The sequence below is a fragment of the Rhizobium sp. AN73 genome, assembly GCF_030757975.1.
Classification (GTDB): domain Bacteria; phylum Pseudomonadota; class Alphaproteobacteria; order Rhizobiales; family Rhizobiaceae; genus Agrobacterium; species Agrobacterium arsenijevicii.
In genome coordinates this window covers 317,377-342,396 of record NZ_JARWME010000002.1, presented here as the reverse complement: position 1 = coordinate 342,396, position 25,020 = coordinate 317,377, and the positions used below count along the sequence as shown (strand labels likewise).

Sequence of the window (25,020 nt, the reverse complement as noted above, 5' to 3'; positions counted from 1 at the left end):
TTGCCGATAAGGAAATACTAAGTCACGACATAGTCATTCGAATGGCGCTTGTCAGCGGCCAAGAGAGCAATAAGCTAGCTGCAGCGCGAAATCCGCCCCGGCCGACGGCCATGAAGACGGGGCAGGAATGGGTCGGCGGCAAAGGTATGAGGAGAGCGACATGGGCGTGATGAATACCGGCGAAACCCTCGACGAAAAAGCCATCGTCGCCTCGGCGGAAAAGGCGCTTTCGGACATTGCCGCCATCCGCGCGGAAGTGTCCAAGGTCATCTTCGGCCAGGAAAAAGTGGTGCAGAACACGCTTCTCGCCATCCTCTCGGGCGGCCACGCGCTTCTCGTCGGCGTTCCCGGTCTTGCCAAGACCAAGCTGGTCACCACGCTCGGAACGGTTCTCGGCCTGGATGCCAACCGTATCCAGTTCACGCCTGATCTCATGCCGTCGGATATTCTCGGCTCCGAAGTCATGGATCAGGACGAAAACGGCCGCCGTTCTTTCCGCTTCATCAAGGGTCCGGTTTTCGCGCAATTGCTGATGGCGGATGAAATCAACCGCGCCAGCCCGCGCACGCAATCCGCGCTTCTGCAGGCCATGCAGGAATACCACATCACCATGGCCGGCCAGCATTACGAGCTGCCGAAACCCTTCCACGTTCTCGCCACCCAGAACCCGCTGGAACAGGAAGGCACCTACCCGCTTCCCGAAGCCCAGCTCGACCGCTTCCTGCTTCAGGTGGATGTCGGTTATCCCGAGCTGGCCGCCGAACGCCAGATCCTGCTCGACACGACAGGCACCGCCTCCGGTGAGGCGCGCAAGGTGATCGACGCCGAACGCATGATGGAAATCCAGGCGCTCATCCGCCAGATGCCGGTTAGCGACAAGGTGGTGGATGCAATCCTGTCGCTCGTCCGCTCCGCCCGCCCCGGCCACGGCAACAAATTGACCGACAAACACGTTGTCTGGGGACCGGGTCCCCGTGCCGGCCAGTCGCTGATGCTGACGGCACGCGCCCGTGCGCTCTACGAAGGCAGGCTCGCGCCGTCGCTGGACGATGTCTATGCGCTGGCCGAGCCGGTGCTGGAACACCGCATGGCGCTGACGTTTGCGGCCCGCGCCGAAGGCATGTCGGTGCGCGATGTCATCGCAGCCCTCGTGGAGCAGGCGAAGAACTAAAAGCGCGTTCGCGAAAGGAATGCATGTGGCATCCATCGGCCAGATCGTAGACAAGACGCCGGGAAGCGAAGTTCTGGCGCGCGCGCGCCAGCGTGCCGCACTGGTGCCGGACTGCATGGTCGAGGCAAAGCGCATCGCCAATACCGTCACCGCCGGCTGGCATGGCCGCCGCAAACGCGGCATCGGCGAGAATTTCTGGCAGTTCCGGCCCTATGCCGAAGGCGAAAGCCTGTCGCGGATCGACTGGCGGCGCTCGGCCCGCGACGACCATACCTATGTCCGTGACCGCGAATGGGAAGCCGCCCACACCATCTGGCTCTGGGCGGATATGTCGCCGTCGATGATGTTCAAGTCTACACTCGGCTCCGTCTCCAAGGAAAGCCGGGCGCTGGTGCTGATGCTGGCGCTGGCGGAAATCCTCGCGCGCTCGGGCGAGCGCATCGGTTGTCCCGGTATCATGGAGCCGGTCTCGGCCCGAAACGCCGCCGAACGGCTCGCCGCCGCCATCATGCACGCGCCGCTCACATCAGGCATGCCGGATACGGCCATGATCCGCGGTGCGAGCGACATCGTCCTCATCGGCGATTTTCTCGATGACGCTAAAAACGTGATGGAGCGGATTTCGCCGCTCGCGCGGCGGGGCTTACGTGGCCATGTGGTGGAAATCGCCGATCCGGCCGAAGAAACCTTCCCCTATTCTGGCCGCACCGAATTCACCGACCCGGAAACCGGCGAAAAACTGGTTTCAGGCCGTGCAGAAACCATTCGCGAGGATTACACCCGCGCCTATCTCGCCCGGCGCGAGGCGCTGTCGTCTTCGCTGCGCCGTCTCGGCTGGAACTTCGTGTTCCACCGCACCGATCATCTCGCCTCCGAGGCGCTCGTCGCCGTTCACATGTATTTGTCCGGTGCGCCCGCGCAAGGCGGTGGCAACCAATGAGCGCATTGCCTTTCGTTTTTACCAGCCCCTATATTCTCTTCGGCCTTCTGGCGCTGCCCGCCATCTGGTGGCTGCTGCGGCTGACTCCGCCACGCCCCAAGGCGGAGGTGTTTCCGCCGCTGAAAATTCTGGCAACGGTGCTGAAGCGCGAGGAAACGCCTTCCAAAAGCCCGTGGTGGCTGACATTGCTGCGCATCGCGCTCGCCGCCGCCGTGATTTTTGCGCTGGCCGATCCGGTGGTGAACCCGCGCAACAACAGCATTGCCGGCACCGGCCCGCTGGTGCTTGTGGTGGACAATAGCTGGGCATCCGCCACCGACTGGCAGAGGCGCGTCGATACGGCCAAGGCCCTGATCGGTGATGCGGAGCGGGCCGACCGCCCCGTCTCCATCAGCTTCACCGCCGATGCCGAACACGATGCCGTGCCCGCAACGACGGCAGTAGCGCTGGACAAGCTTGCCGCCGCCAAGCCGAAACCGCTTGTTCCCGACCGCGTGCGCACGGCGGAAGCGATCGCCGTGGCGCTGAACGGCACGGCCCCCGGCACGCTCGCCTATATTGCCGATGGCGTTGCAACAGCACAGGATGAAAGCGCGCTGGAAACGCTGGCCAGCCTCTCAGCTGCCGAGTTCCGCATCGTCACGGGTGATGGGAAATCCATCGCCGCCATTACCGGCGCCACCAACAATGCCGATGCGATGAGCGTCACGCTATCGCGGCTCGACACGGCCTCCCCCAGCCGGTTGACCGTCAATGCGCAGGACAGCCAGGGCCGTATCCTCGCCACTGGCACCGCCAGTTTCGCTCCCGGCGAAGCGGAAACGACGGCGACGGTGGAAGCGCCTTTCGAATTGCGCAACGACTTCGCCCGCCTCTCCATCGAGGCAGTTTCGACGGCGGGCGCGGTGCATCTCCTGGATGACGGTTTCCGCCGCCGCCGCGTGGCGCTGCTGGCCGGTGAAACCGGCAATGATTTCCAGCCGCTGCTGCAGCCGCTTTATTACATCAGCCGCGCCCTTCAGCCTTTTGTCGATCTCATCCCGCAACGACAGGCAGATCTTGCGCAGGCGATCCCGGAAATCCTGCAATCCAACCCCTCCGTCATCGTCATGGCCGATATCGGACGTCTGCCGCAGGAGACCTATGAGCCGATGCAGCGCTGGCTTGCCGCCGGCGGCACGCTGATCCGTTTTGCCGGACCGCGCCTTGCAGCAGCCCCCGCCGATGATCCGCTGGTGCCGGTGACGCTGCGACAGGGCGAACGCGCGCTTGGCGGCGCGCTCTCCTGGGCCGAGCCACAGCCGCTCGCCGATTTCCCGAATTTCGGCGCTTTCGCTGGCATGCCGAAGGCCGATGGCGTGCTTGTCAAACGTCAGGTTCTGGCCGAGCCGACACCGGACCTTGCCGAGCGCACCTGGGCAAGCCTTGCCGACGGCACGCCGCTAGTTACCACGCGCAATGTCGAGGCGGGCCGCATCGTACTGTTCCATGTCAGCGCCGAGGCAAGCTGGTCAGATCTGCCGATCTCAGGCCATTTCGTCGATATGCTGCGCCGTATCGTGCAATTGTCGAAGGCGGGCGGTGCTTCCGCCGCCGCGAATGCTCCGGCCGCGGCCCTGCCGCCCTTCCGGCTGCTGACAGCCGAAGGTGCCTTGTCCGCCGACGTCGGCTCTGCCCGGCCGCTGGAAATGCGCCCGGGTCAACCGCCTCGCACCGGTTTTGACAATCCCCCCGGCCTTTACGGCACAGAGGATGGTTTCGTGGCTCTCAATCTTCTGCCGGCTGGCGCCACGCTTCGCCCGCTCGACACGTCGATCGCCGGTGTCAGCACCACCAGCGAAGCGCTGATCGGCGAAACGGCAAAATCGCTGCGCCCCTCCTTGTTCATCGCTGCCTTCCTCATGCTGATCGCCGACAGCCTGATCGTGCTGTTCATGAACGGCGCCTTCGCACGCCTGCCGAAAGCCCGAAGCGCCTCGGCTGCCGCCGTGCTGCTGGCGCTTGGCGCCTTTGCCGCGATGTCCCCAGGCGAGGCGCGCGCCGACGACCCCAAACCCGGTGACGAGCAGATCTTCGAGCGGCTGGATACCACGCATCTCGCCTATGTCCGCACCGGCGAAGACGATGTCGACCGCATTTCCGAACAGGGTTTGCAGGGATTGAGCGAATTCCTGACCTGGCGCACGACGCTGGAGCCCGGCCAGCCGGTCGGCCTCGATATATCCAAGGACGAATTGTCGTTTTACCCGATCATCTACTGGCCGGTGTCGGCCTCCGCCCCCATGCCGTCGAGCGCCGCGATCTCGCGCATCGATGCCTATATGCGCGCCGGCGGTACCGTGCTGTTCGATACGCGCGACCAGTTCTCCTCGCTCGATACCGGCGCGACCAGCCCCAACGGCGAACGTTTGCAGGCGATCCTCGCCAATATCGATATTCCGCCGCTGGAGCCCGTGCCGGAAGACCACGTCCTGACGCGGTCCTTCTATCTGCTCACCAATTTTCCCGGGCGTTACAACGGCTCGCCGCTTTGGGTGGAATCGCGACAGGGGGCGGCCAAGACGACGTCCGGCCTCTCCTCCTCCGGCGATGGTGTGACGCCGATCATGATAACGGGCAATGATTTTGCCGGCGCATGGGCCGTCGACGCGCAGGGCGCGCCGGTTCTGCCGACCGTGCCGCCGGACGAGCTGCAGCGCGAACATGCCTTCCGTTCCGGGGTCAACATCATGATGTATATGCTGACCGGCAACTACAAGGCCGATCAGGTCCATGTTCCGGCACTTCTCGAACGATTGGGGCAGTGACATGACATTGACATTCGCCCCCTTCCTGCCGTGGATCGTGATTGCCGTTCTGGCCGTCGCCGCCCTTCTCCTCTCCTTCATCGGTCTGTGGCGTGGTGTGCGCGGCGCATGGCTGCGCGGGCTGGCGCTTGCCGCTTTGCTCGCAGCCATCGCCAATCCGCTTTTGACGCAGGAGGAACGCGAGCCACTCTCTACCATCGTCCCCGTTATCGTCGACCGCTCGCAGAGCCAGGACGTACAGGACCGTCCGCAGATGACGGACACGGCGCTGGAGACGCTGAAAGACCGCCTGTCCCGCTTCCCGCGCATCGAGCCGCGCATCGTGGAAGTGCGCGACGATGGCGAGAGCGATTCGCCCTCGACGCAGCTTTTCTCGGCCCTTTCTTCCACCGTCTCGGATGTTTCGCCCTCGCGCGTCGGCGGTGCGATCTTCCTCAGCGACGGCCAGATCCACGACATTCCGAACGCGCTGCCCAATGCCGAGCAAGCGCTCGGTTTCCGCGCGCCCGTTCACGGGCTGATCACCGGCAAGGCCAATGAATTCGACCGCCGCATCGAGATCGTCCGCGCCCCCCGCTTTGGCATCGTCAACGAGGAACAGCAGCTGACGCTGCGCGTCTTCGACGACGGTCGCCCCGCAGGCGGTGGTTCGGCGGAAGTGACGGTGAAGATGAACGGGCAGGAAATCGCCACCCTGCAGGCGACCCCGGGCCAGCCGACCCCCTTCAACTTCAAGGTTCCACGTGGCGGCAACAATGTCATGGAGTTTTCCGTTGCCGAGCTTCCCGGAGAGGTAACGGCAGCAAACAACCGTGCCGTTCACCTGATCGAGGGCATCCGCCAGAACCTGCGCGTGCTTCTGGTCTCCGGCGAGCCGCATGCCGGCGAGCGCGCCTGGCGCAACCTGCTGAAATCCGACGCCTCGGTCGATCTGGTGCATTTCACCATTCTGCGCCCGCCGGAAAAGCAGGACGGAACGCCGATCAACGAGCTGTCGCTGATCGCCTTCCCCACACGCGAATTGTTCGTTGAGAAGATCGAGGATTTCGACCTCATCATCTTCGACCGCTACCAGCATCGCGGCGTGCTGCCGATCCTCTATTACGATTACATCGCACAATATGTCGAAAAGGGCGGTGCGCTCTTGATCGCCGCCGGCCCGGAACATGCCGGTCAGGATTCGATCGCCATGACGCCGCTGGCATCCGTGCTGCCGGCCCAGCCGACGGGTCAAGTGCATCAGTCTGCCTTTTATCCCCGCCTCTCGGAAGCCGGCAAGAAACACCCCGTCACCCGCGGGCTGGATGGATCGGGCGACGAGCCGCCGCATTGGGGCCGCTGGTTCCGCACCGTCAGCGTCGAGCCGCCACAGGGCCAGACCGTGATGCTCGGCGACGGGCAGGACCCTCTGCTGGTGCTTAACCGCCAGGGCGAAGGCCGTGTCGCCATGTTGCTTTCGGATCAGGGCTGGCTCTGGGCGCGCGGTTACGAAGGCGGTGGCCCGCATGTGGCGCTCTATCGCCGCATCGCGCACTGGCTGATGAAGGAACCAGAGCTTGAGGAAGAGGCGCTGACAGCGCGGGCCAACGGCCGCACATTGCAAATCACCCGCCAGACCATCGGTGACGATCCCGGTCAGGCAACCGTGCATTTCCCCTCGGGAAAAACCGAAAACATGGCCTTCACCAATACGGAGCCCGGTCTTTACAAGATCGAGCGCCGTATGGATGAAACCGGCCTGTTCGAAATCAGCAACGGCGATTTCACCACCCTCGTCCATGTCGGCGCGGTGGATGCGCCGGAATTCAAGGCGATGATTTCGACGACCGAAACGCTGAAACCGCTGGCGGACGCCACCAAGGGTAGCGTGCACCGTGTCGCCGACAATTCCGGCCGCGTGGCGCTGCCCGATATCCTGCCCGTAAGAGGCGATATCAGGGTTGCCGATGAGGATCGCATGCTGATACGCATGACCGACGAGACGGTGCTGAAGGGTGTCAACACCCTGCCGCTGTTTGCCGGTTTTGCCGGGCTTGCCGCCCTGCTGCTTGCCTTCTCCGCGCTGTGGTGGCGTGAGGGCCGGTAGGAACTTTCCGGTGGGAGCTTCAGGCGCTTCCCCGTCTCGGATTGGAAAACGAGAAATGGCCGCCGCTCGGCGACCCGGGAAAGATGATCATGAATTTCATTCTGAGCGACATCGCGGATGCAGAAGCTGAAAAGGCCATCCGCGACCCGCTGGTGGCCTATAATCTCGCCCGTTTCGGCCAAAGCGGCAAACGCGACCTCACCATCACCATCCGCGATGACGAGAACACCGTGACCGGCGGTCTTGTAGGCTATACCGCTCGCGGCTGGCTTTACGTGCAGCTTCTCTTCATCCCCGAGACCTTACGCGGCCAGGGCACGGGTGCGAAGCTTCTCGGCATGGCGGAAGAGGAAGCGAAAAAGCGCGGCTGCATGGGCGCTTATATCGACACGATGAACCCGGATGCGCTGAGACTCTATGAACGCTGCGGTTTCACCAGGATCGGCTCGCTTGCGCCGCTTTCCACGGGCCAGTCGATCACATGGCTTGAAAAGCGATTCTAGAACGTAACCCTAGGCGGCAATGCCCGACACCTCACCGTCCACCGTTCGCCCCATAGCCTCGCGGATTTGCTGGCGAAGCCACACGGCTCCGGCATCCGCATCGGTCTGCAATGTCCAGACCATGGCGACGGGCGGGAACTTCAGCGTCACCGGCACCGGGCTTATCTCCAGTCCCAGCATCGGCGCATAACGCAGCGCGATGCGTGAAGACACGGTCGCCAGCACCGCCGAGGATCGCGCCGTTGCCAGAACCGAGAGAAAATCAGGTGCTGCCGCGACGACGTCGATCTCGACGCCGGTCAACTCCAGCGCGTCCTTGATGCAGCCATGCAGGCTGTCCGTTTGCGATATGACCGCATGTTTGGCCTGCATATAGGCGTCCAGTCCCACGGGATTGGGCAGATCGAGCAAAGCCGGGTTAAAACAGCAGAGAACGCTGGAGGAATAAAGTGGTTCGCAATGGTGGCGCTGCTCTTTCGAATAGGCACATCCCACGGCGATGTCGATCACGCCCGTATCCAGCATCGCGGTGATTTCCTGTTCCTGCCCATTGCGGACCAGAATGCCGATGCCGGGCGCGATCTCGCGCAGCCGCGCCGTCAAATCCGGCAGCAGCAACAGCTCCACTTCGCTCGACATACCCAGCCGAAACGTGCGGCGCTCCGTCGCCGGATCGAACACATCCGCCGTCATCACCGCCGCCTGCGCCTGTCGCAACGCCTGCCGCACAGGTCCCGCCAGATTGAGCGCCCGCGCCGTCGGTTTCATCTCCTGCCCTACCCGGATGAAAAGCTCATCCTGGAACAGGGTCCGCAAGGTCGAGATATTGTGGCTCATGGCCGGCTGCTGGATTTTGAGCCGGCGTGCGGCGCGCGTGACGCTCATCTCTTCCATCATCGCATCGAAGGCAATGAGAAGATTGAGGTCAAAAGAACGAAGATTGAAATGATCGATAGTTTGCATAAGTCACATCGATTTGATTGCTGGCCTCACTACACTTAGCTGGAGTACGGAAACTTTCAAGGCTTCCCCAAAACTCAGGAGCTTACCATGCCGTCACGTCGTTCACTTCTCAAAGGCGCCGCCAGCGCCATCATCGCCGCCCCCTTCGTTGCGCCTTCCGTGGCATTCGCCAAGGCGCCGCTCGCCGCCACCCAGGCGCCCGGCTTTTATCGGCTGATGATCGGCAAGGTGGAGGTTACCGCCCTTTTGGACGGCGTCATCGCCCTGCCGCTCGCAAAAATCTACACCAACACCACGCCCGAACATGCGGCCAAGGTCTTGCAAGATGCCTTCCTGCCGGAAGAGACGCCCACTTCGGTCAATGCGTTTCTCGTCAACACCGGAGACAGGCTGGTGCTGATCGATGCCGGCACCGGCACCTATCTCGGCCCGTCCCTTGGCAGGCTCGTCGCCAATATCGAAGCCTCCGGTTATAAGGCAGGGGACATAGACGACGTTATCCTGACCCACATCCATACCGACCATTCCGGCGGGCTGTCGGCGAAGGGCAAGCGTGTGTTCGCCAATGCGACGCTCAGGGTCAACACGCGCGAGGCCACCTTCTGGCTTGATGAGGCAAAGGCCAAGGCAGCACCCGAAGCACTGAAGAAGGGTTATGCCGAAGCGAAAGAAAGCATCCAGCCCTATATCGATGCCGGAAAGTTCCAGACATTCGCGGATAATGCCGCACCGGTTCCCGGCCTCGGCTCAATCCTCTATGCTGGCCATACGCCGGGCCATAGCGGTATCATGGTTGAAAGCGAAGGACAAAAGATCGTCTTCTGGGGCGATATCACCCATGGCGACATCCTCCAATTCGATGAGCCTGACGTCGCCATCGAGTTCGATGTCGACCAGAAGGCCGCTGTCATCGCGCGTGATCTGGCGTTCCGGCAGGCGGTGGAAGGCAGATATCTGGTGGCCGGCGCCCATATCGCCTTCCCCGGCATAGGCCATGTGCGCACAGACAGTACCAATTACGATTGGTTGCCGGTCAACTACACAGCACTATAAGGCAGTGAAACCGATGGCCTGACCTGAAAAGGTCAGGCCATCGGCCACGCGAACATGCCCTATGTCAGCGCCACCCGCCGCGTTTCCGCATTGATCATCGTTGCCGCAATGGCAGCCAGCACCAGCAGCCCGGCAAAGATGCCGATTGCAAAACCGAAGCCCTGTGCGATGGCATAACCCAGCAATGATGGCGCCAGAAGGCCGCCAAGCCTTGCCATGGCGCCCGCAGCCCCCATCCCAGTCGCGCGCGATTCCGTCGGGTAGAGTTCCGGCGTAAAGGCATAAAGCGCGCCCCATGTGCCGAGCAGCGCGAAGCTCATGATGAGAAGCGAGGCGGCAATCATCGCGCCACCAGTGGCGAGCGTGAAGAGCAGGCAACCGAGCGCCGACAGCAGGCAAAAACCGATCAGCGTCGGCTTACGGCCCCATTTCTCGACTCCATAGGCGGCAAGCGCATAACCGGGGATCTGCGCCAGCGCCACCAGCACCAGAAAACCGTAACCGCGCACGAAGCCGAAACCGTCACCCGCCAGTTTCGCCGGCATCCAGGTGAAGACACCATAATAGGAGACGGAGACGAGGAACCAGATGGCAAGGATCATGATGCTGCGCTGTCTGAGCGCCGGTGAAAATATCCCCTGCCCCTTGCCGACTTCAGGCTGGAAAAGCCCGGTTCCGGCATCAAGCGGCGCGCGACCATTCACCACCAGCATGCGATTGACGACAGCCTTGGCCTCATCGGATCGCCCTGACCGCATCAGGTAAAGCGGCGATTCCGGCACAAGGAATCGTAAGCCGAGACCAAGAACGGCGGGAAAGGCCGTGACCGCAAAAATATAACGCCAGGCATCTGCAACACCGGCAAGGCTGGCGCCCCAGGCGGCAAGCGCCACGATCAGGGTGCCGATGGCCCAGAAACCTTCCAGAAACACCAACCAGCGCCCGCGGTTCTTTGCCGGCAGGAATTCCGCCATCATCGCGTAATCCACCGGCAGGGTGCCGCCGACAGCCGCCCCGGTCAGAAAGCGAAGAACAAGAAGGATAGTGAAGTCGGGCGCAAACACGGACAGCACGCCGAACACGGCGTCGCAGGCCACGGTGACGATCAGCACGCGGCGACGTCCATAACGGTCCGCCAGACGCCCGAAACCGGCCGCTCCCAAAAGCATGCCGAAAAAGAAGACCGTTCCAGTTTGCAGGGCTTGAGGGACAGTCAGTCCGAAACTCGCGGCAATCGAGGCAGCGGTAAAACCGACCGCCAGAACCTGCATGGCATCCGCCGCCCAGACAAGGCCGAAAATACCCATCAGCCGCCGCTGATAGGCGCCTGCGCCTGCGCGCTCCAGCGCATCGTTCATGGTGATTGCCGTCATATGCCCGCCCCTTCGCCGAAATCGACATTCGAGTGCTATCGCATGGGGGCAGGAAACGGAATTGAATTTTGCGAAGTGCGATGCATGGTTTCAAGGCAGAACGCCACGGCACCACCCTTGGTTTCCATCATGCAAGAATGTAAATGGGCGCGTCGCCCTCGATACTCGATGCAGTTCGCACCACTCCAACTTCCGTCATCCCGGCCTTGAGCCGGGATCCAGCCAGCCCAAGTCCTTGGATTGAAAGAATTCTTCCCGCCACGCCGACGCGTGTCGGCTGGATTCCGGCTCAAGGCCGGAATGACGGGCGCCGGTACTTTGGCAAAACATCAAACCTGTCGAAAAGAAAATCCGTCAGCCGTAAACCCGGAGAGGCTCCTCGAAACCCTCGTCTTCCGCCTTGGCGGCGGGCGTGGCGGCCTCGCATTTGCGCCAGCCGATCTTGCCCTTCAGCCGCTGGTGCACATCGTCGCCAACAGGCACGACCAGCACCCGGTTGGGGTCCACCGGACCCGGAAAATCGAGCGCCGCATAAGCGACCTTTTCGAAACCGAGCGGCATGTAGTAGGGCGGATCACCGATCAGGATCACGGCCTCGGAGCCCTTCCGCCGGGCGGCGGCAATGGCGATCCGGACGAGTTCACGGCCAATGCCCATATTCTTGTGCGATGGCCGAACCGCAAGCGGGCCGAGCATATGGCCCTTCACCCCACCGGCCAGAACCGGCGTCATGCGCACCGAAGCGATCGTCTCACCATCGTCGGCGCAAACGAAAGACAGCGACCGGTCATGCGGCCCCTGCTCGCGGATGCGCGCAGCCGCACGGGTGTGCCGGCCGGGGCCGAACGCTTCTTCGTTGATGATTTCGATGATGGCGTCGTGGGACGCGTCCTCGGTGAGGTAGACAAGATCGTGCTTGGACATGAAGAGACCGAAACTTCCAGAATGCGGATGCGACAATAGATGACGGCTGCGCCGGTAAAGGCGTTCAGGAGCGTCAGCGTCGTCGGAGCATCCGTGTTTCGATCATAATCGACAATTTCCTCAGATTTGTGAAAATCGCAATTATCAGGAAAATTCCCACCCGTCCAGAACAAATCTCGACGCCATCCCATTCAGCCAACTCAAGAGAGGAAACGCATTGTTCAACGCGTTGCGGGTTCGCGAGACCGCGCTAAACGGTTAGGATCGCTGCCAAGGAACCAACCAAGGAGATCGTCATGGGCATGCTGGTGGAAGGCGTATGGAAAGACGTCTGGTACGACACCAAGGAAACCAAGGGGCATTTCAAGCGCAGCGCCTCGCAATTCCGCAACTGGATAACGGCTGACGGCGCACCCGGCCCTTCCGGAGAGGGTGGTTTCAAGGCTGAGAAGGACCGTTACCACCTCTATGTCTCGCTGGCCTGTCCCTGGGCGCATCGCACCCTGATTTTCCGCAAACTGAAAAAGCTGGAAGACCTGATCTCCGTCTCCGTTGTCGATCCGCTGATGCTGGAAAACGGCTGGGAATTCAGACCGCAGAGCAAACGCACGCCCGGAGCGACCGAAGATCACCTCTTCGGTTTTTCCAGGCTATGGCAGGTCTATGCCAAGGCAGACCCCCATTATTCCGGACGCGTCACCGTGCCGGTGCTGTGGGACAAACAGCGCGGCACCATCGTTTCCAATGAATCGGCGGAGATCATCCGCATGTTCAACTTGGCCTTCAACGATCTCACCGGATCGACGGCGGATTATTATCCGGAGGCCCTGCACGCAGACATCGACGCGCTGAACGACGTCATCTACGACACCGTCAACAATGGCGTCTACAAGGCCGGTTTCGCCACCACACAGGCAGCCTATCAGGAAAACGCCGTGAAGGTGTTCGAGACGCTGGACATGCTGGAGAACCGGCTGAAGGACCAGCGTTTCCTGTTCGGTGCGCAGCAGACCGAAGCGGACTGGCGCCTGTTCACCACACTGGTGCGGTTCGACCCTGTTTATGTCGGCCATTTCAAATGCAACATCCGCCGCATTCACGATTACCCGCATCTCACAGGTTATCTGCGTGATCTCTACCAGACATCAGGCGTGCCGGAGACGGTCGACATACGCCATATCAAGGAACATTATTACCGCAGCCACCTCACCATCAATCCAACCGGCATCGTGCCCGTCGGCCCGGAACTGGACCTGACCATGGCCCACGGCCGCGAGGCGTTAGAGCATTTCCAGTAAAAGTGCGCAGCGGTTTTACGTACGGAAAATGCGTCAAAACAAAACGCTCTAGGCTGACGAAAAACGCCGCCGCTACCAGTAGTCGGCAATCGCCGCTTTGCCGGAAAGTTCGGCAAGGCGGCGGCGGGTGGCGGGCGTCAGGTTTTCCGGCAGGTCCGAGAGATCGAAAAAGCCGCTTTCGGTAATTTCGTGATCCGGCTTTTTCGGCCGGATCTGGGTCACTTCCAGCCGGTAGAGCGCCACATGGTCGCGGTTGCTGCCTTCCAGATTGAGGTAGACATGGACCAGCTCGGGTTTGGAGGCGGCCTCGAGATTGCCTTCCTCGCGGATTTCCTTGTGCAGCGCCATAAGCAGGGTTTCGCCGGGCTCCACCCCGCCGCCCGGCAGATACCAGCCGGGCAGATAGGTATGCCGCACCAGAAAAATCCTGCCCGTATCATCGAAGCAGAGTGCGCGCACACCAAGGGTGGCGCCCCGCGTGAACAGAAAAACGAAATGCATCAGGCGGATGAGGATACGCCTGTGGAACGGGCGGGCCTGCCGCTCGATTATCTCGTCATTCACCCTGGTTTCTCCCCGCTGGCAGGCTTTTATTGGACGTGCCGCATATCATAGGTTATCTCTGCCGCCATGTTCAAACTTGCGCATATTTCAGACGTCCATTTAGGGCCACTGCCGAAACTCACTTTCCGGGAACTTGCATCCAAGCGTATTACCGGTTTCGTCAACTGGCACCGCAACCGCCGCAAGCACCTGTTCACCGACACGCTGGAAAAGCTGCTCGACGATCTGGAGGCCAAATCGCCGGATCATCTGGCTATTACCGGCGATCTCGTCAATCTTGCGACGGGCATTGAAATTCGCGCGGCCGCCGACTGGCTGGAAGAGGTCGGCGATCCTGACAAAACCTCCGTCGTTCCCGGCAATCACGACGCCTATGTTTCCGGCGCGCACGACAAGGCCATGCGCGCCTGGTACCCTTACGTGCGCGGCGATGGCGACCCGGCGGAATGGGACGAAGACCGCAAGATTTTTCCCTATATGCGCGTGCGCGGCCCCGTTGCGCTGATCGGCTGCTCCACCTCTATTGCAACGCCGCCCTTCTCGGCCACCGGTTATTTCGGCAACCGGCAGGCGCGCGCAACGGCGGAGCTTTTGAAAAAGCCGGCGAACAGGGATTGTTCCGCGTGGTGATGATCCATCACCCGCCGATCCGGGGCGCCACTGCCGCCCACAAACGCATGTTCGGCGTTCGCCGTTTCGCCGCAGCGCTCGGCGTTGGCGGCGCGGAGCTTGTGCTGCATGGCCACACCCATCTCAACACGGTCTACTGGCTGAATACCCACCACGGGCAGGACCACATTCCGGTCGTCGGCATTTCCTCGGCCAGCCAGGGACCGGGCGGCGAAAAACCACGCGCGGCCTATAATCTCTTCCACATTTCCGGCGGCCCCGGCACCTGGAACGTCGCCTGCGAACGCCACAGTCTCAATGAGACAGGAACGGGCGTCGCGCTTGAGGATGTGCGGGTGTTTTATGAAAATGGGCGGCCGTTGGGGTTTTCTTTGCCGAGGGAATAGGTTCGCCGGCGCTGAGGTTGGGGCTTACCCCCCTCTGCCCTGCCGGGCATCTCCCCCACAAGGAGGGAGATCGGCAAGACGCTCTTTCGTCACTTCATTCTGAACGTTGAGATGGGCGAGACCGTGCCTCCGGTCGATCTCCCCCCTTGTGGGGGAGATGCCCGGCAGGGCAGAGGGGGTGCTTGCCCCACCCTCAAACCCAGCTTACTTAGCCCGCTCTTCCAACACCCGATTGGCAGCAGAAACAATCGCTTCCAGCGAAGCACCAACGATATTCGTATTAACCCCGGCGCCAAACAGCTTGCCGCCCGGATGCTCCATCTCAACATAGGCGATGGCCGAAGCATTCGAGCCATGCTGCAGCGAGTGCTCGGAATAATCGTTCACCGACAGGTCGATGCCGAGATAGACCGACAGCGCATTGATGAACCCATCGATCGGACCGGTTCCCTTGCCCTCGATACGCTTCACTTCACCATTGTCGGTAATTTCGGCGGCAACGATGCGCACGCCCTTGAAATCGCCGGCCGGATAGGTGTGGTGATCGACGAACTTGATGCGCGCATTCGGCTGCGTCACATAACGCTCCATGAAACGCTCATAGATGCGCTTGGCCGGCAGTTCCACGCCCTCTTCGTCGGTGATGCGCTGGATGTCCTCACGGAACTCCACCTGCAGGTTGCGCGGCAGGTTGATGCCGTAATCCTGCTGCAGAATATAGGCGATGCCGCCCTTGCCGGATTGCGAGTTGATGCGAATGATCGCCTCGTAGGAGCGGCCGACATCCTTCGGATCGATCGGCAGATAGGGCACTTCCCAGACGGGATGATTTGCGACCTTGATCGCCTTCATGCCCTTGTTGATCGCATCCTGATGCGAGCCGGAAAACGCCGTATAGACCAGTTCACCGACATAAGGGTGACGCTCGGGGATCGTCATCTCGTTGGAATATTCGTAGACCGCCTTGATACGCTCGATATCGCGGCAATCCAGCTCCGGATCAACGCCCTGCGTGTACATGTTCAGCGCCAGCGTCACGACGTCGACGTTACCAGTGCGCTCGCCATTGCCGAACAGCGTGCCTTCGACGCGGTCCGCACCGGCCATCAGGCCCAGCTCCGTCGCGGCGATGCCCGTGCCGCGGTCATTATGCGGGTGCAGCGAGATGATGACGTTTTCGCGGTTGTCGATATTGCGGCACATCCATTCGATCTGGTCGGCATAGATGTTCGGCGTCGCCATTTCCACCGTCGACGGCAGGTTCAGGATCAGCTTGTTGTCCGGCGTCGGCTTCACCACCTCAACGACGGCGTTGCAGATTTCCAGCGCCACTTCCAGCTCGGTGCCGGTAAAGCTTTCCGGCGAATATTCAAAGCGAAAACCACCGCCGGCCTTGGCGGCCATGTCGGTGATCATCTTGGCCGCATCAACGGCAATCTGCTTGATACCGTGTACATCCTTGCCGAACACCACGCGACGCTGCAATTCCGAGGTGGAATTGTAGAAGTGGATGATCGGCTTGTTGGCGCCTTGCAGCGCTTCGAAGGTGCGGGTGATCAGTTCCGGGCGGCACTGCACCAGCACCTGCAGGGAAACGTCGTCAGGCACATTGCCTTCTTCCACGCACCAGCGGGCAAAGTCGAAGTCCGTCTGCGAGGCGGAAGGAAAACCGATTTCGATTTCCTTGAAGCCCATTTCCAAGAGCAGCTTGAACATCCGGGCCTTGCGGTCGTGACCCATGGGGTTGACCAGCGACTGGTTACCGTCGCGCAGGTCCACCGAACACCAGATCGGCGCCTTGTCGATGGTCTTGCCCGGCCATGTGCGGTCAGGAATATTGATGGTCGGGTAAGGGCGATACTTGACGTTCGCGTCCGACATGCCCTTGGAAATATTGGTGATCTTGCCGTCCATTTCGCTTCCTCCTTGCGCAGTCCGCGGGCTTCTCGAGCCATCGGCGGATGCGCGGCCCTCAAGGGCCTAAATCCAGTATAAAATGAGATTTCGAGATGAGGAGCGTTTGCGCCAGCGGGCTTTCGGCCGCCGGGCGCTCCTCACTGGACCCGGCAACCGCGTGTAAGGTCGAGGCTAAGAAGCGAGAGTGCACCGCACGGAGAGGCGTTCGCAAAAATCTGCGCGCTCATGCCGGAAATGGTTGCGATGCTGTTGCTCATGGGCACGCTTATAATCGGCGAAATATTTTGATGCAAGGGCTATTGTCTCTTCAATCCTTTTACAAAACCGGTCAACGCCATCATCAGTCCGCCACCGATCAGCCCCCAGAAGGCCCCGGAAACGCCAGCGAAAGATAGGCCGGATGCGGTGATGAGGAAGGTAATCGCCGCAGCTTCCCGCGTCTCGGGTTCCTTGAAGGCTGCGACGGCGGAGCCGGAAAAGGCGCCCACCAGCGCAAGGCCCGCCACCGCCTGAATGAGGATGGGCGGCGCGAGCGCCACGAAGGCCGTGACCGCACCTGCCAATAGGCCGAAGATGATGTAACCGACGCCGGCGATGATCGCCGCCCAGTAGCGACGCTTCGGATCAGGATGGGCATCCTCGCCCGCACACATCGCGGCCGTGATTGCGGCAAGATTGACCGCATGGCCACCGAAGGGCGCTGAAAGCAGTGAGAAAAAGCCGCTCGCAGCGAAAAGCGGTCCGGGCTGCGGATCGTAATGGTTGACCTTCAGCACCGCGATGCCGGGAATATTCTGCGACGCCATGGTGACGATGAAGAGCGGTAGCGCAATGGAGACGACGGCATGCAGGCTGAAGACGGGCGTCACCCACTCCATCGGAGGCGCCAGCGATTGCGCAACACTGTCCAGCGCGCCCGCGGGAATATCAATACCGAAGATCATCACCAGCACGAAAGCAGCAAGCGCCGCAGGCACGGCGAAAAGCCGCCGGAAGGCCCCCACCACGATCCAGGCGAGAATGATCGGCAGGCCGAACGCCGGGTTGAAGCCGATCGCCTTGATCGGCGCGTAACACAGGCCAATAATGACCCCGGACAACATGGCGTTGGCCAGCGGCGCTGGAATCGAGGCAACGGCTCTTCCGAGCGGCCTGAACAGGCCAGCAATGATGATCAGGATAGCACAGACGACAAAGCCGCCGACGGCCGCCGGAAAACCGCCCTCGATAACCCCGGTGGTCGCCAGCAGGGCGCCGCCGGGTGTCGACCACGCCATGCTGATCGGCATCCGTGTGGCAACCGACAGAAGGATGGCACATAGACCCATCGCTACCGACAGCACCATCAATCCCGATGCCGCCTGGAAATCCGTCGCGCCGACAGCCTTCAGGCCCTGCAGGATGACGGCGAAAGAACTGGCGAAGCCGACAAAGGCGGTCAGGCAACCCATGAACAGGCTCTGGACGGAAAAATCTCTCAGCATAAAAGCACTCTACGGCCTGCTGGCTGTCGCGGAAGACGCATAGCGGTCTGCATTGGCGACAGGCAGAAACAAAACTTGCAAGGTGGAGCGCGGATCCGCGAACGGCAACACGCTTTGGATGAGCATTGATATCATTCTGGATCAAAAAAGACGCGGCTTGGCAAGATAAGTCACCGGACTTCAGGTACGGCGGCATGGAAAACGTCATCAAAGTTTAGCGGCAGGGCGCTAATCCTCCCGGCATACGCCACAAGAGGGACACTCGCCATGCTTCGCATCGTCACCATCGCCGCTTGTTGTTTTGCGGCCCTTCCGGTTGCAGCGCAAACCCCGCCAGCCCCGACTTTTCTCGGCCAGATCGTCGTGCCTTCGGGCCTCTCCATCAATGGCGTCGCATTCGGCGGCATTTCCGATCTGACCTTTGACAGCCAGACCGGCCGTTATCTGGCGATCTCCGATGACCGGGTTGAAAATGGTCCGGCCCGTTATTACGAGCTGGAGCTGGCTGTGACCAAAGGCGCGGTTTCCCTGAACATCGCCGCCATGCACGAGTTGAAGGACGAGACCGGGGCGGCCTTCGCATCGAAGGGTATCGATGCGGAAGGGATCGCGCTCGACCGCAAAGGGGGCAAGCTTTACTGGTCCTCTGAACGCGACCTGAAAAACCAGCCAGCCCTTTATGTCTCGGATATCGACGGCGGCAACGTGAAGCGGCTGGAACTGCCCGATGCCTACCTCATCGATGATGCAAAGACCAAGGGCGTGCAGAACAATCTTGGCTTCGAGGGGCTGACTTTGGCCTCCGGCCGGCTCATCGCCGCCACGGAGAATGCGCTGATCCAGGACGGCCAGAAGGCGACACCACAGGCCGGCAGTCCGGCCCGCATCCTCGTGATCGACACCGCGACGCTGAAACCGGTCGCCGAGCACGTCTATGTGACCGAGGCGATCTCCAAGACCCCCACCGCAGCCGCCGAACCGAAGTATAACGATAACGGTCTTTCGGCCATGGAAGCCTTGCCGGATGGCCGGTTTGTGGCCGTGGAGCGCAACTTCGCCTCCGGCGTCGGCAACCATATCCGCTTTTTCATCGCCGACTTCTCAGGCGCGGAAAACATCCTCGGCAAGGACAAGATCGATGCGGCAAATGTGCGCAGCGTATCGAAAACGCCGTGGTTCGAAATCAACGAAGGCGATTTCGGCCTCGACATCGACAATATCGAAAGCTTCGCATTCGGGCCGGTGGTGGATGGCAAGCAGCTGTTCTTCATCGCCTCGGACGACAATTTCAATCCCCAGCAATTCACCCAGTTTGTCGCATTCGCAGTGCCCGCCAATCTGGGCCAGTGAAACACTCGACAGCGAAAATACCGGCTCGGAACGATGTTCGAGCCGGTATCAGCAACTGACGCGATGCGGCAAAAGATGCGTCCTTCACCAGCGGAGCAGGCGCGAACCGGTCACAGCGCCGATCAGGCCGGTCAAGAGAATACCCAGGGAATACCAGATCAGCACGAAAGCCATGCCGTTTTCGGTGCAGAACCAGGAATAGACCCAGGCTCCGGCCGCACCCGCTGCAATGCCCGCGACAAAACCGGCCAGCGCCGGGTCAGCGGGGGCAGCGCGCTTCAGAACCGCAAAATTCGCCAAAAACATCGGAAGCGCGAAAGCAACGATCAGAAAAGGGCAATGCAGCGCCGATGATCCCAGAACAAGCGTCCTGTAATTGTCTGGAAAAGCAAACCCCAGTTGGACGAGCGCAATCGCCGCCATCGCGACGACAATCAACCCAAGCCAGACAAAAAGGCAGCCGCTGCTCCCGTCAGGTCGGGCAAGGCGGCTGACAGCGAAAAACGTAGTCAGGGCCAGCAAGGCATTGTAGGCGGACTTGATCCAGAAACCCACGTCGGTCAAGGCGTCGTGCATATCGACACGCAGCCCGAGAATGACGAGCATCAGCAGCAGCGAAACGCCGAGCGCAGGCACAACGGCAAACGCCAGCCGACGTTCCACAGCCAAGGCGGGCACGGGCTTGAGACCAGTCGCCAGTTGTTCGATGATGTCTTCCGTCTTCCTCACGTCTCGCCTCGCAACTTTGCCGCCAGGATTTTCAGCGTCCTGTGAATGCCGACCCTCGCCGCAAGCTCGGTCTGGCCGGATTTTTTTGCCGCTTCGGCGATGGACTGACCTTCGAGCTTCACCCTGCGAATGAGCTCGCGTTGCCGCTCCGGCAACTCATCGAGCAGCCGTTCCACATCCATGCGCGCCGTGACGGCATCGACAGACGTGCCCGCTTCCAGCGTCTCATCGAGTTCAACTTCCGCCAGCATGCGCGCGCCCCTGCCACGATAGTGGTCGATGAGTTTGTAGCGCGCTATCGAAAAGAACCAGGCCGTGAAGGGTCGCTCACGATCATAGGTTTCGCGCTTGGCATGCAGCGACAGCAGGGTTTCCTGTACGAGATCTTCCACATCCCCCGCGAAGCGGCCCCCATGCGCCGGTCGAAATAGGCGATAAGCAGCCTGCGCAAGGTATGGAGCAAATGCCTGTAGGCGCTTTCGTCCCCGTCAAGAGAACGCAGCATCAGCATTTTTAATGTCTCTTCCGAAAGGCTGCCTGTCATCGTCACTATCGGTTTATTCGCAATCGGCGGGATATTGTTACATAATGGCTTTTAAAAAATCTCGCTCGAAGATGCCGTCACAAACGCGTGAAGATGTAACGGCCGGTCGTTCCTAACCGAATGGATAATCGTGGACCGCGGCACAACGCCGGCGGACATTCAACGACGTCCAGAGGAGACCTTCCATGACCCGCATTTTTGCCGCCATCGCTACCGCTTCCATGCTGTCCGTTCTTTCTTTCGCAGGCATCGCCCATGCCGACAGCATGAAAACCGATACGATGAAAATGCACCACGACACCATGAAGATGCAGACGATGAAAAAGGGCGGCATGTCCATGGCGGCCAAAAAGGACTGCATGCACAAGGCTGACATGGAAATGAACAAGATGAAAAAAAGCCCACATGATGAAGACCTGCGACACGATGAAATGATGCAAGCGAAATGATGCCGGCCCAACATCCGGCCCGCGTGACCGGGAACCGGGCGTATCCCCCGGCCTGAACGGAAAAAGCCCGTGTCGGTTTTCACCGACACGGGCTTTCTCAAACGAAAGTCAAAAACTTAAAGTTCCGACTGGCTCTCGACGATCTTGCCGACGAGACCGTAACCCTTGGCCTCTTCCGCGCCGAGCCAGTAATCGCGATCGATGTCCTTGGCGATCTTTTCTTCGCTCTGGCCGGTGGCCTTGGAGAAGATCTTGATCAGGCGCTGGTTCATCTTGATGATTTCGCGTGCCTGGATTTCGATATCGGACGCCATGCCGCGTGTGCCGCCGGAGGGCTGGTGCAGCAGGAAGCGGGTGTTCGGCAGGCAGAGACGACGCTCCTTCGGCACCGATACATAGATCAGCGCGCCGGCGGAAGCGACCCAGCCCGTACCGATGATATAGACCTTCGGCTTGATGAACTTGATCATGTCGTGGATAGAATCACCCGATCTCGACATGACCGCCCGGCGAATTGACGTAAACGCGAATGTCGTCGTCGCTGGCGGCCGCGAGTGCGACCAGCTGCGTGCAGACCTTCTGCGCCAGTTCCTGCGTGATGCCACCATAGATGAAGATCGAACGCGACTTGAAAAGATCTCGCTTCCGTTTCCTTGCCGATCGGCAGTTCCTTGCTCTTGTCGTCTTCGTCTTCGTTCATCAACGGCTCTCCAGCGTAATTCATGCATGCCCTTCGGACATAGTGCGACTTGTTACGTAAGGCAATGAGCAAAAAAGACAAGGTTTGCACCCGAACAATAAACAATACCCCCCGGCAGATGACGCATGGACAGCCTCTCGGGGTTCGCTATATCGTCCGTTTGTCATTGCAGTGCCGCCCGTTGCGGGAACCCCAAGATGCCTTGCCGGCGGCGATAATCAAAAGAGGGAATCATGCTGAAAAGACTAAGCCTCGCTGCCGCCGCACTCGGCGCCACCGCCCTGCCCGCTTTCGCCCATCTGAACCCGGAAGAACACGGCTCCTTCATGGCCGGCGTTTCCCACCCCTTCTTCGGCGCGGACCATATTCTGGCGATGGTGGCCGTCGGCCTCTGGGCCTCGCAGATCGCCGTGGCGCAGAACGACCGCAAGGCACTGTGGATGGTGCCGTCCGCCTTCGTCGGCACCATGGCCGTCGGTTTCCTGATGGCCGTTTTCGGCATCGGCCTTCCCTTTGTCGAACCTGCCATTCTGGCCTCCGTCATCGGTCTCGGCCTGCTCGTCGCCATGGCGGCACGGCTTCCGGTGGCAGCGGCAGCAGCCGTGGTCGGCGCTTTCGCCCTTTTCCATGGCCATGCGCATGGCGGTGAACTCGGCAGCGCCGGCGCCCTGCAATTCGGCATCGGCTTCATGATCGCAACCGCGATCCTGCATCTCGCCGGTATCGCGCTTGGCCTCGGCATTGCCCGTTTCGGCACGGCCGCCAGCCGCACCGCCGGTGCGCTGACGGCGATAGCGGGCCTTTCGCTCGCTTTCGGCGGTTGACGATCATTACCGAAATTTAAAGTTTCGGCCGCTTTGAAAAGCCTGAATTTAGGCCTACCTCCTTATCGTGGATTTACGCTTCACGGTAAGGAGGCATCATATGTCACCGGAAGAAAGCCAGCTTCTCAAGGCCCTGTTCGACAGGACCAAAACCGCATCCGCCACCCCGCGTGACCGCGAGGCGGAAACGTTGATCGCAGATGCCGTGCGCGATCAGCCCTCAGCCCCCTATTATCTCGCCCAGGCGGTGATCGTTCAGGAAAAGGGTCTGGAAGCGGCGGCAGCACATATCAAACAGCTCGAAGACCGCATCCACGCGCTGGAAAGCAGCAATGCAGCCCCGCAAGCGGCCGCACAGGGCGGTTTTCTGAGTTCGATCTTTGGCACCGGCCAACAGCAATCACCTGCTCCCGCACCCGCCTCGCCGCCGCCTCAGACATCGTGGCGCAATGATACGGCAGGTCAGACAGCCGGTCCCTGGGGTTCACCCGCCGGCCGCGCACCTGATCAGCAGCCCGGCGGTCTCTGGAGCCAGCAACCCGCAGCGGCCGGACGCTCCGGCGGCGGTTTCCTGCAGGGCGCGCTCGGCGCTGCTGCCGGTGTTGCAGGCGGCATGTTGCTCGCCAATTCGCTGAGCGGTATCTTCGGCAACCACGCATCGTCCCTCGGCATGGGCTCGCCATTCGGCGGTGGCAATCCGTTGGGCAACAACGCACCGCCGGTCGAAGAAACCGTCATCAACAACTACTACGGCGACAATTCCGCCCAGCGGGACAACGATAATGATGTCCAGCAGGCCGATTACGACGACAGCGCCGATGACGATTCCGATCAAGGCGACGACGGTTCGTTCGCCTGATCGTTTTCAATTGTGAAAAGCCGGATCAGCCGCGACCGCGATAGGTCGGGACACCCTGATCCGGCAACCACACACCTTCCGGCACCGGTCCGGTCTGCCAGAAGACATCGATCGGAATGCCGCCGCGCGGATACCAGTAGGCGCCGATCCGCAGCCATTTCGGCTGTAACAGCTCCACCAGCCGTCTGGCGATATAGACCGAGCAATCCTCGTGGAATGCGCCGTGGTTGCGGAAGGATTGCAGGAACAGCTTCAGCGATTTCGATTCCACCAGAAAATCACCGGCAATATAGTCGATGACGATATGGGCGAAATCCGGCTGGCCGGTCATCGGGCAAAGCGAGGTAAACTCGGGCGCGGTAAACCGCACCACGTAGTCGGTGCCGGCATTGCCGTTCGGCACTTTTTCGAGAATGGCCTTTTCCGGGCTCTCGGGGGTATCGACCTTCGTGCCCAGCTGCGACAGGCTGGAAACATCCGTCACGGACATGGAAAACTCCTGCTTATTCAAACGATCACTTTGACGCCATGCGCCTTTTCGCCTTCCGGCTCGACGTGAATGGCAAGGCTGGCACCCGGTATGACGTCCCTTATGGCATCTTCAAGGCGGTCACAAATATCATGCGCCGCCCGCACCGTCATCGTTGCGGGAACGACGACGTGGAAATCGATGAAGGCGGCCGAGCCGGCGCGGCGGGTTCTGAGATCATGCACCCCGATGACGCCACCGGAATTTTCGGCGATAGCCTTCTTGATCGCCTCGTCCTCTTCCGGTTCAACCGCCCGGTCCATCAGCCCGCCGAGCGAATGCAGAATGACCTTGGAACCCTGAAACAGGATGTTGATGGCGACCAGAATGGCAAGCAGCGGATCGAGAATGGCGTAACCCGTGAGAAGCGCCAGAACGAGGCCGATGAGAACGCCAACCGACGTCACGACATCGGACATGATATGATGGCCATCGGCGGCAAGCGCCGGCGAGGCATATTTCCGGCCAACGCGGATGAGGATCGTCGCCCAGACGGCGTTGATGATGCCTGCCGACATGTTGATGGCAAGACCGAGAACCGGTGCTTCCGGCAGTTTCGGGTTGAAGAGACCGCCCCAGGCCTCCTGCACGATCAGGAGAGCGGCAACGACGATCAGCACGCCTTCCACGACTGCGGAAATATACTCCGCCTTGTGGTGACCGAACTGGTGGTCGTCATCGGCGGGCTTCTGCGCATATCTAATAACGAAATAGGCAATGAAGGCCGCAACCACGTTGACGGTCGATTCCAGACCATCAGACAGAAGTGCGACCGACCCCGTGACCCACCAGGCCACAAGCTTGAGACCCAGCACGCCGAAAGAAAGCGGAATGCCCCAGAATGCGAGCTTCCTTACCAGTGCATTGCCTTCACTGTTCATTTTTTGCCCCCGTGCGTATGCGAACGAATTGCAGAACCGACTGCCAAAACGCATGA

The 25,020-nt window shown here is 60.9% G+C and carries 19 protein-coding genes and 4 pseudogenes; 12 read left to right on the top strand and 11 right to left on the bottom strand.

Features of this window, described 5'->3' with window-relative positions; genetic code table 11:
- Nucleotides 1–160 precede the first annotated feature (160 nt).
- The 5 genes from RBH10_RS11520 to RBH10_RS11500 all read left to right on the top strand — a co-directional run bounded on the left by RBH10_RS11520 (nt 161) and on the right by RBH10_RS11500 (nt 7,507).
- On the top strand, nt 161–1,171 hold the full coding sequence (locus RBH10_RS11520) for a MoxR family ATPase (RefSeq protein WP_281037113.1): 1,011 nt from the start codon (nt 161–163) through the stop codon (nt 1,169–1,171).
- A gap of 25 nt (nt 1,172–1,196) precedes the next feature.
- The gene (locus tag RBH10_RS11515) at nt 1,197–2,111 is read left to right on the top strand and encodes a DUF58 domain-containing protein (protein WP_281037114.1); all 915 of its coding nucleotides are present in this window, start codon (nt 1,197–1,199) and stop codon (nt 2,109–2,111) included.
- The gene (locus RBH10_RS11510) at nt 2,108–4,918 is read left to right on the top strand and encodes a DUF4159 domain-containing protein (protein WP_281037115.1); all 2,811 of its coding nucleotides are present in this window, start codon (nt 2,108–2,110) and stop codon (nt 4,916–4,918) included. Before RBH10_RS11515 ends, RBH10_RS11510 begins: the two co-directional genes overlap by 4 nt.
- A 1-nt stretch (nt 4,919) precedes the next feature.
- Nucleotides 4,920–7,004, top strand: coding sequence for a hypothetical protein (locus tag RBH10_RS11505; RefSeq protein WP_281037116.1), 2,085 nt, complete (start codon nt 4,920–4,922; stop codon nt 7,002–7,004).
- An 89-nt stretch (nt 7,005–7,093) separates the two neighbouring features.
- A complete protein-coding gene (locus tag RBH10_RS11500) occupies nt 7,094–7,507 on the top strand; it encodes a GNAT family N-acetyltransferase (protein ID WP_281037117.1) in 414 nt (137 codons plus the stop codon).
- Between the two features lie 9 nt (nt 7,508–7,516).
- Here RBH10_RS11500 and RBH10_RS11495 read toward each other — a convergent pair whose 3' ends face one another.
- Complete coding sequence (locus tag RBH10_RS11495) at nt 7,517–8,470, bottom strand: LysR substrate-binding domain-containing protein (protein ID WP_281037118.1); 954 nt, start codon at nt 8,468–8,470, stop codon at nt 7,517–7,519.
- An 87-nt stretch (nt 8,471–8,557) separates the two neighbouring features.
- Here RBH10_RS11495 and RBH10_RS11490 point away from each other — a divergent pair, with 87 nt between their 5' ends.
- Nucleotides 8,558–9,523 carry an MBL fold metallo-hydrolase gene (locus tag RBH10_RS11490; protein WP_281037119.1) on the top strand — a complete coding sequence of 322 codons (966 nt, stop codon included), beginning with the start codon at nt 8,558–8,560 and terminating at the stop codon, nt 9,521–9,523.
- Nucleotides 9,524–9,582: 59 nt separating this feature from the next.
- Here the strand turns inward: RBH10_RS11490 and RBH10_RS11485 are convergent, their stop codons facing one another.
- Nucleotides 9,583–10,896 (bottom strand): MFS transporter, encoded by a 1,314-nt coding sequence (locus RBH10_RS11485; protein ID WP_281037120.1) that lies wholly within the window; start codon nt 10,894–10,896, stop codon nt 9,583–9,585.
- A gap of 354 nt (nt 10,897–11,250) precedes the next feature.
- Entirely contained in the window at nt 11,251–11,820 is a 570-nt protein-coding gene (locus tag RBH10_RS11480) for a GNAT family N-acetyltransferase (RefSeq protein ID WP_281037121.1), read from the bottom strand.
- Nucleotides 11,821–12,116: 296 nt separating this feature from the next.
- On the opposite strand from RBH10_RS11480, the gene RBH10_RS11475 reads away from it, so the two are divergent.
- Nucleotides 12,117–13,118 carry a glutathione S-transferase family protein gene (locus tag RBH10_RS11475; RefSeq protein WP_281037122.1) on the top strand — a complete coding sequence of 334 codons (1,002 nt, stop codon included), beginning with the start codon at nt 12,117–12,119 and terminating at the stop codon, nt 13,116–13,118.
- Between the two features lie 72 nt (nt 13,119–13,190).
- Here the strand turns inward: RBH10_RS11475 and RBH10_RS11470 are convergent, their stop codons facing one another.
- A complete protein-coding gene (locus RBH10_RS11470; RefSeq protein ID WP_281037123.1) occupies nt 13,191–13,682 on the bottom strand; it encodes an NUDIX domain-containing protein in 492 nt (163 codons plus the stop codon).
- Between the two features lie 66 nt (nt 13,683–13,748).
- Here RBH10_RS11470 and RBH10_RS11465 point away from each other — a divergent pair.
- Nucleotides 13,749–14,698 (top strand): annotated as a pseudogene (locus RBH10_RS11465) (metallophosphoesterase).
- Between the two features lie 204 nt (nt 14,699–14,902).
- Here the strand turns inward: RBH10_RS11465 and leuA are convergent.
- Nucleotides 14,903–16,612: a 2-isopropylmalate synthase gene (gene leuA / locus RBH10_RS11460; protein ID WP_045022899.1), complete on the bottom strand. Its 1,710-nt coding sequence runs from the start codon at nt 16,610–16,612 to the stop codon at nt 14,903–14,905.
- A gap of 299 nt (nt 16,613–16,911) precedes the next feature.
- Nucleotides 16,912–18,099 (bottom strand): benzoate/H(+) symporter BenE family transporter, encoded by a 1,188-nt coding sequence (locus RBH10_RS11455; protein WP_281037125.1) that lies wholly within the window; start codon nt 18,097–18,099, stop codon nt 16,912–16,914.
- A gap of 267 nt (nt 18,100–18,366) precedes the next feature.
- Between RBH10_RS11455 and RBH10_RS11450 the strand changes: the two genes are divergently transcribed.
- Nucleotides 18,367–19,449, top strand: coding sequence for an esterase-like activity of phytase family protein (locus RBH10_RS11450; protein ID WP_281037126.1), 1,083 nt, complete (start codon nt 18,367–18,369; stop codon nt 19,447–19,449).
- Between the two features lie 84 nt (nt 19,450–19,533).
- Here RBH10_RS11450 and RBH10_RS11445 read toward each other — a convergent pair whose 3' ends face one another.
- Nucleotides 19,534–20,178, bottom strand: coding sequence for an NrsF family protein (locus RBH10_RS11445; protein ID WP_281037127.1), 645 nt, complete (start codon nt 20,176–20,178; stop codon nt 19,534–19,536).
- Nucleotides 20,175–20,585: pseudogene (locus tag RBH10_RS11440) on the bottom strand (sigma-70 family RNA polymerase sigma factor); the annotation flags it as partial. The gene RBH10_RS11445 and the pseudogene RBH10_RS11440, both read right to left, overlap by 4 nt.
- 322 nt (nt 20,586–20,907) lie before the next feature.
- Between RBH10_RS11440 and RBH10_RS11435 the strand changes: the two are divergent.
- Nucleotides 20,908–21,157 (top strand): annotated as a pseudogene (locus tag RBH10_RS11435) (pentapeptide MXKDX repeat protein).
- Nucleotides 21,158–21,287: 130 nt separating this feature from the next.
- Here the strand turns inward: RBH10_RS11435 and RBH10_RS11430 are convergent.
- Nucleotides 21,288–21,874: pseudogene (locus RBH10_RS11430) on the bottom strand (ATP-dependent Clp protease proteolytic subunit).
- Nucleotides 21,875–22,104: 230 nt separating this feature from the next.
- On the opposite strand from RBH10_RS11430, the gene RBH10_RS11425 reads away from it, so the two are divergent.
- Nucleotides 22,105–22,695 carry a HupE/UreJ family protein gene (locus RBH10_RS11425; RefSeq protein ID WP_281037130.1) on the top strand — a complete coding sequence of 197 codons (591 nt, stop codon included), beginning with the start codon at nt 22,105–22,107 and terminating at the stop codon, nt 22,693–22,695.
- 100 nt (nt 22,696–22,795) lie between these two features.
- Nucleotides 22,796–23,554, top strand: coding sequence for a DUF2076 domain-containing protein (locus RBH10_RS11420; RefSeq protein ID WP_281037131.1), 759 nt, complete (start codon nt 22,796–22,798; stop codon nt 23,552–23,554).
- A 25-nt stretch (nt 23,555–23,579) separates the two neighbouring features.
- Here the strand turns inward: RBH10_RS11420 and queF are convergent, their stop codons facing one another.
- Together queF and RBH10_RS11410 are read right to left on the bottom strand one after the other, a co-directional pair.
- Nucleotides 23,580–24,044 carry a preQ(1) synthase gene (gene queF, locus RBH10_RS11415; protein ID WP_045022909.1) on the bottom strand — a complete coding sequence of 155 codons (465 nt, stop codon included), beginning with the start codon at nt 24,042–24,044 and terminating at the stop codon, nt 23,580–23,582.
- A 17-nt stretch (nt 24,045–24,061) separates the two neighbouring features.
- On the bottom strand, nt 24,062–24,964 hold the full coding sequence (locus RBH10_RS11410; protein ID WP_281037132.1) for a cation diffusion facilitator family transporter: 903 nt from the start codon (nt 24,962–24,964) through the stop codon (nt 24,062–24,064).
- Nucleotides 24,965–25,020 lie beyond the last annotated feature (56 nt).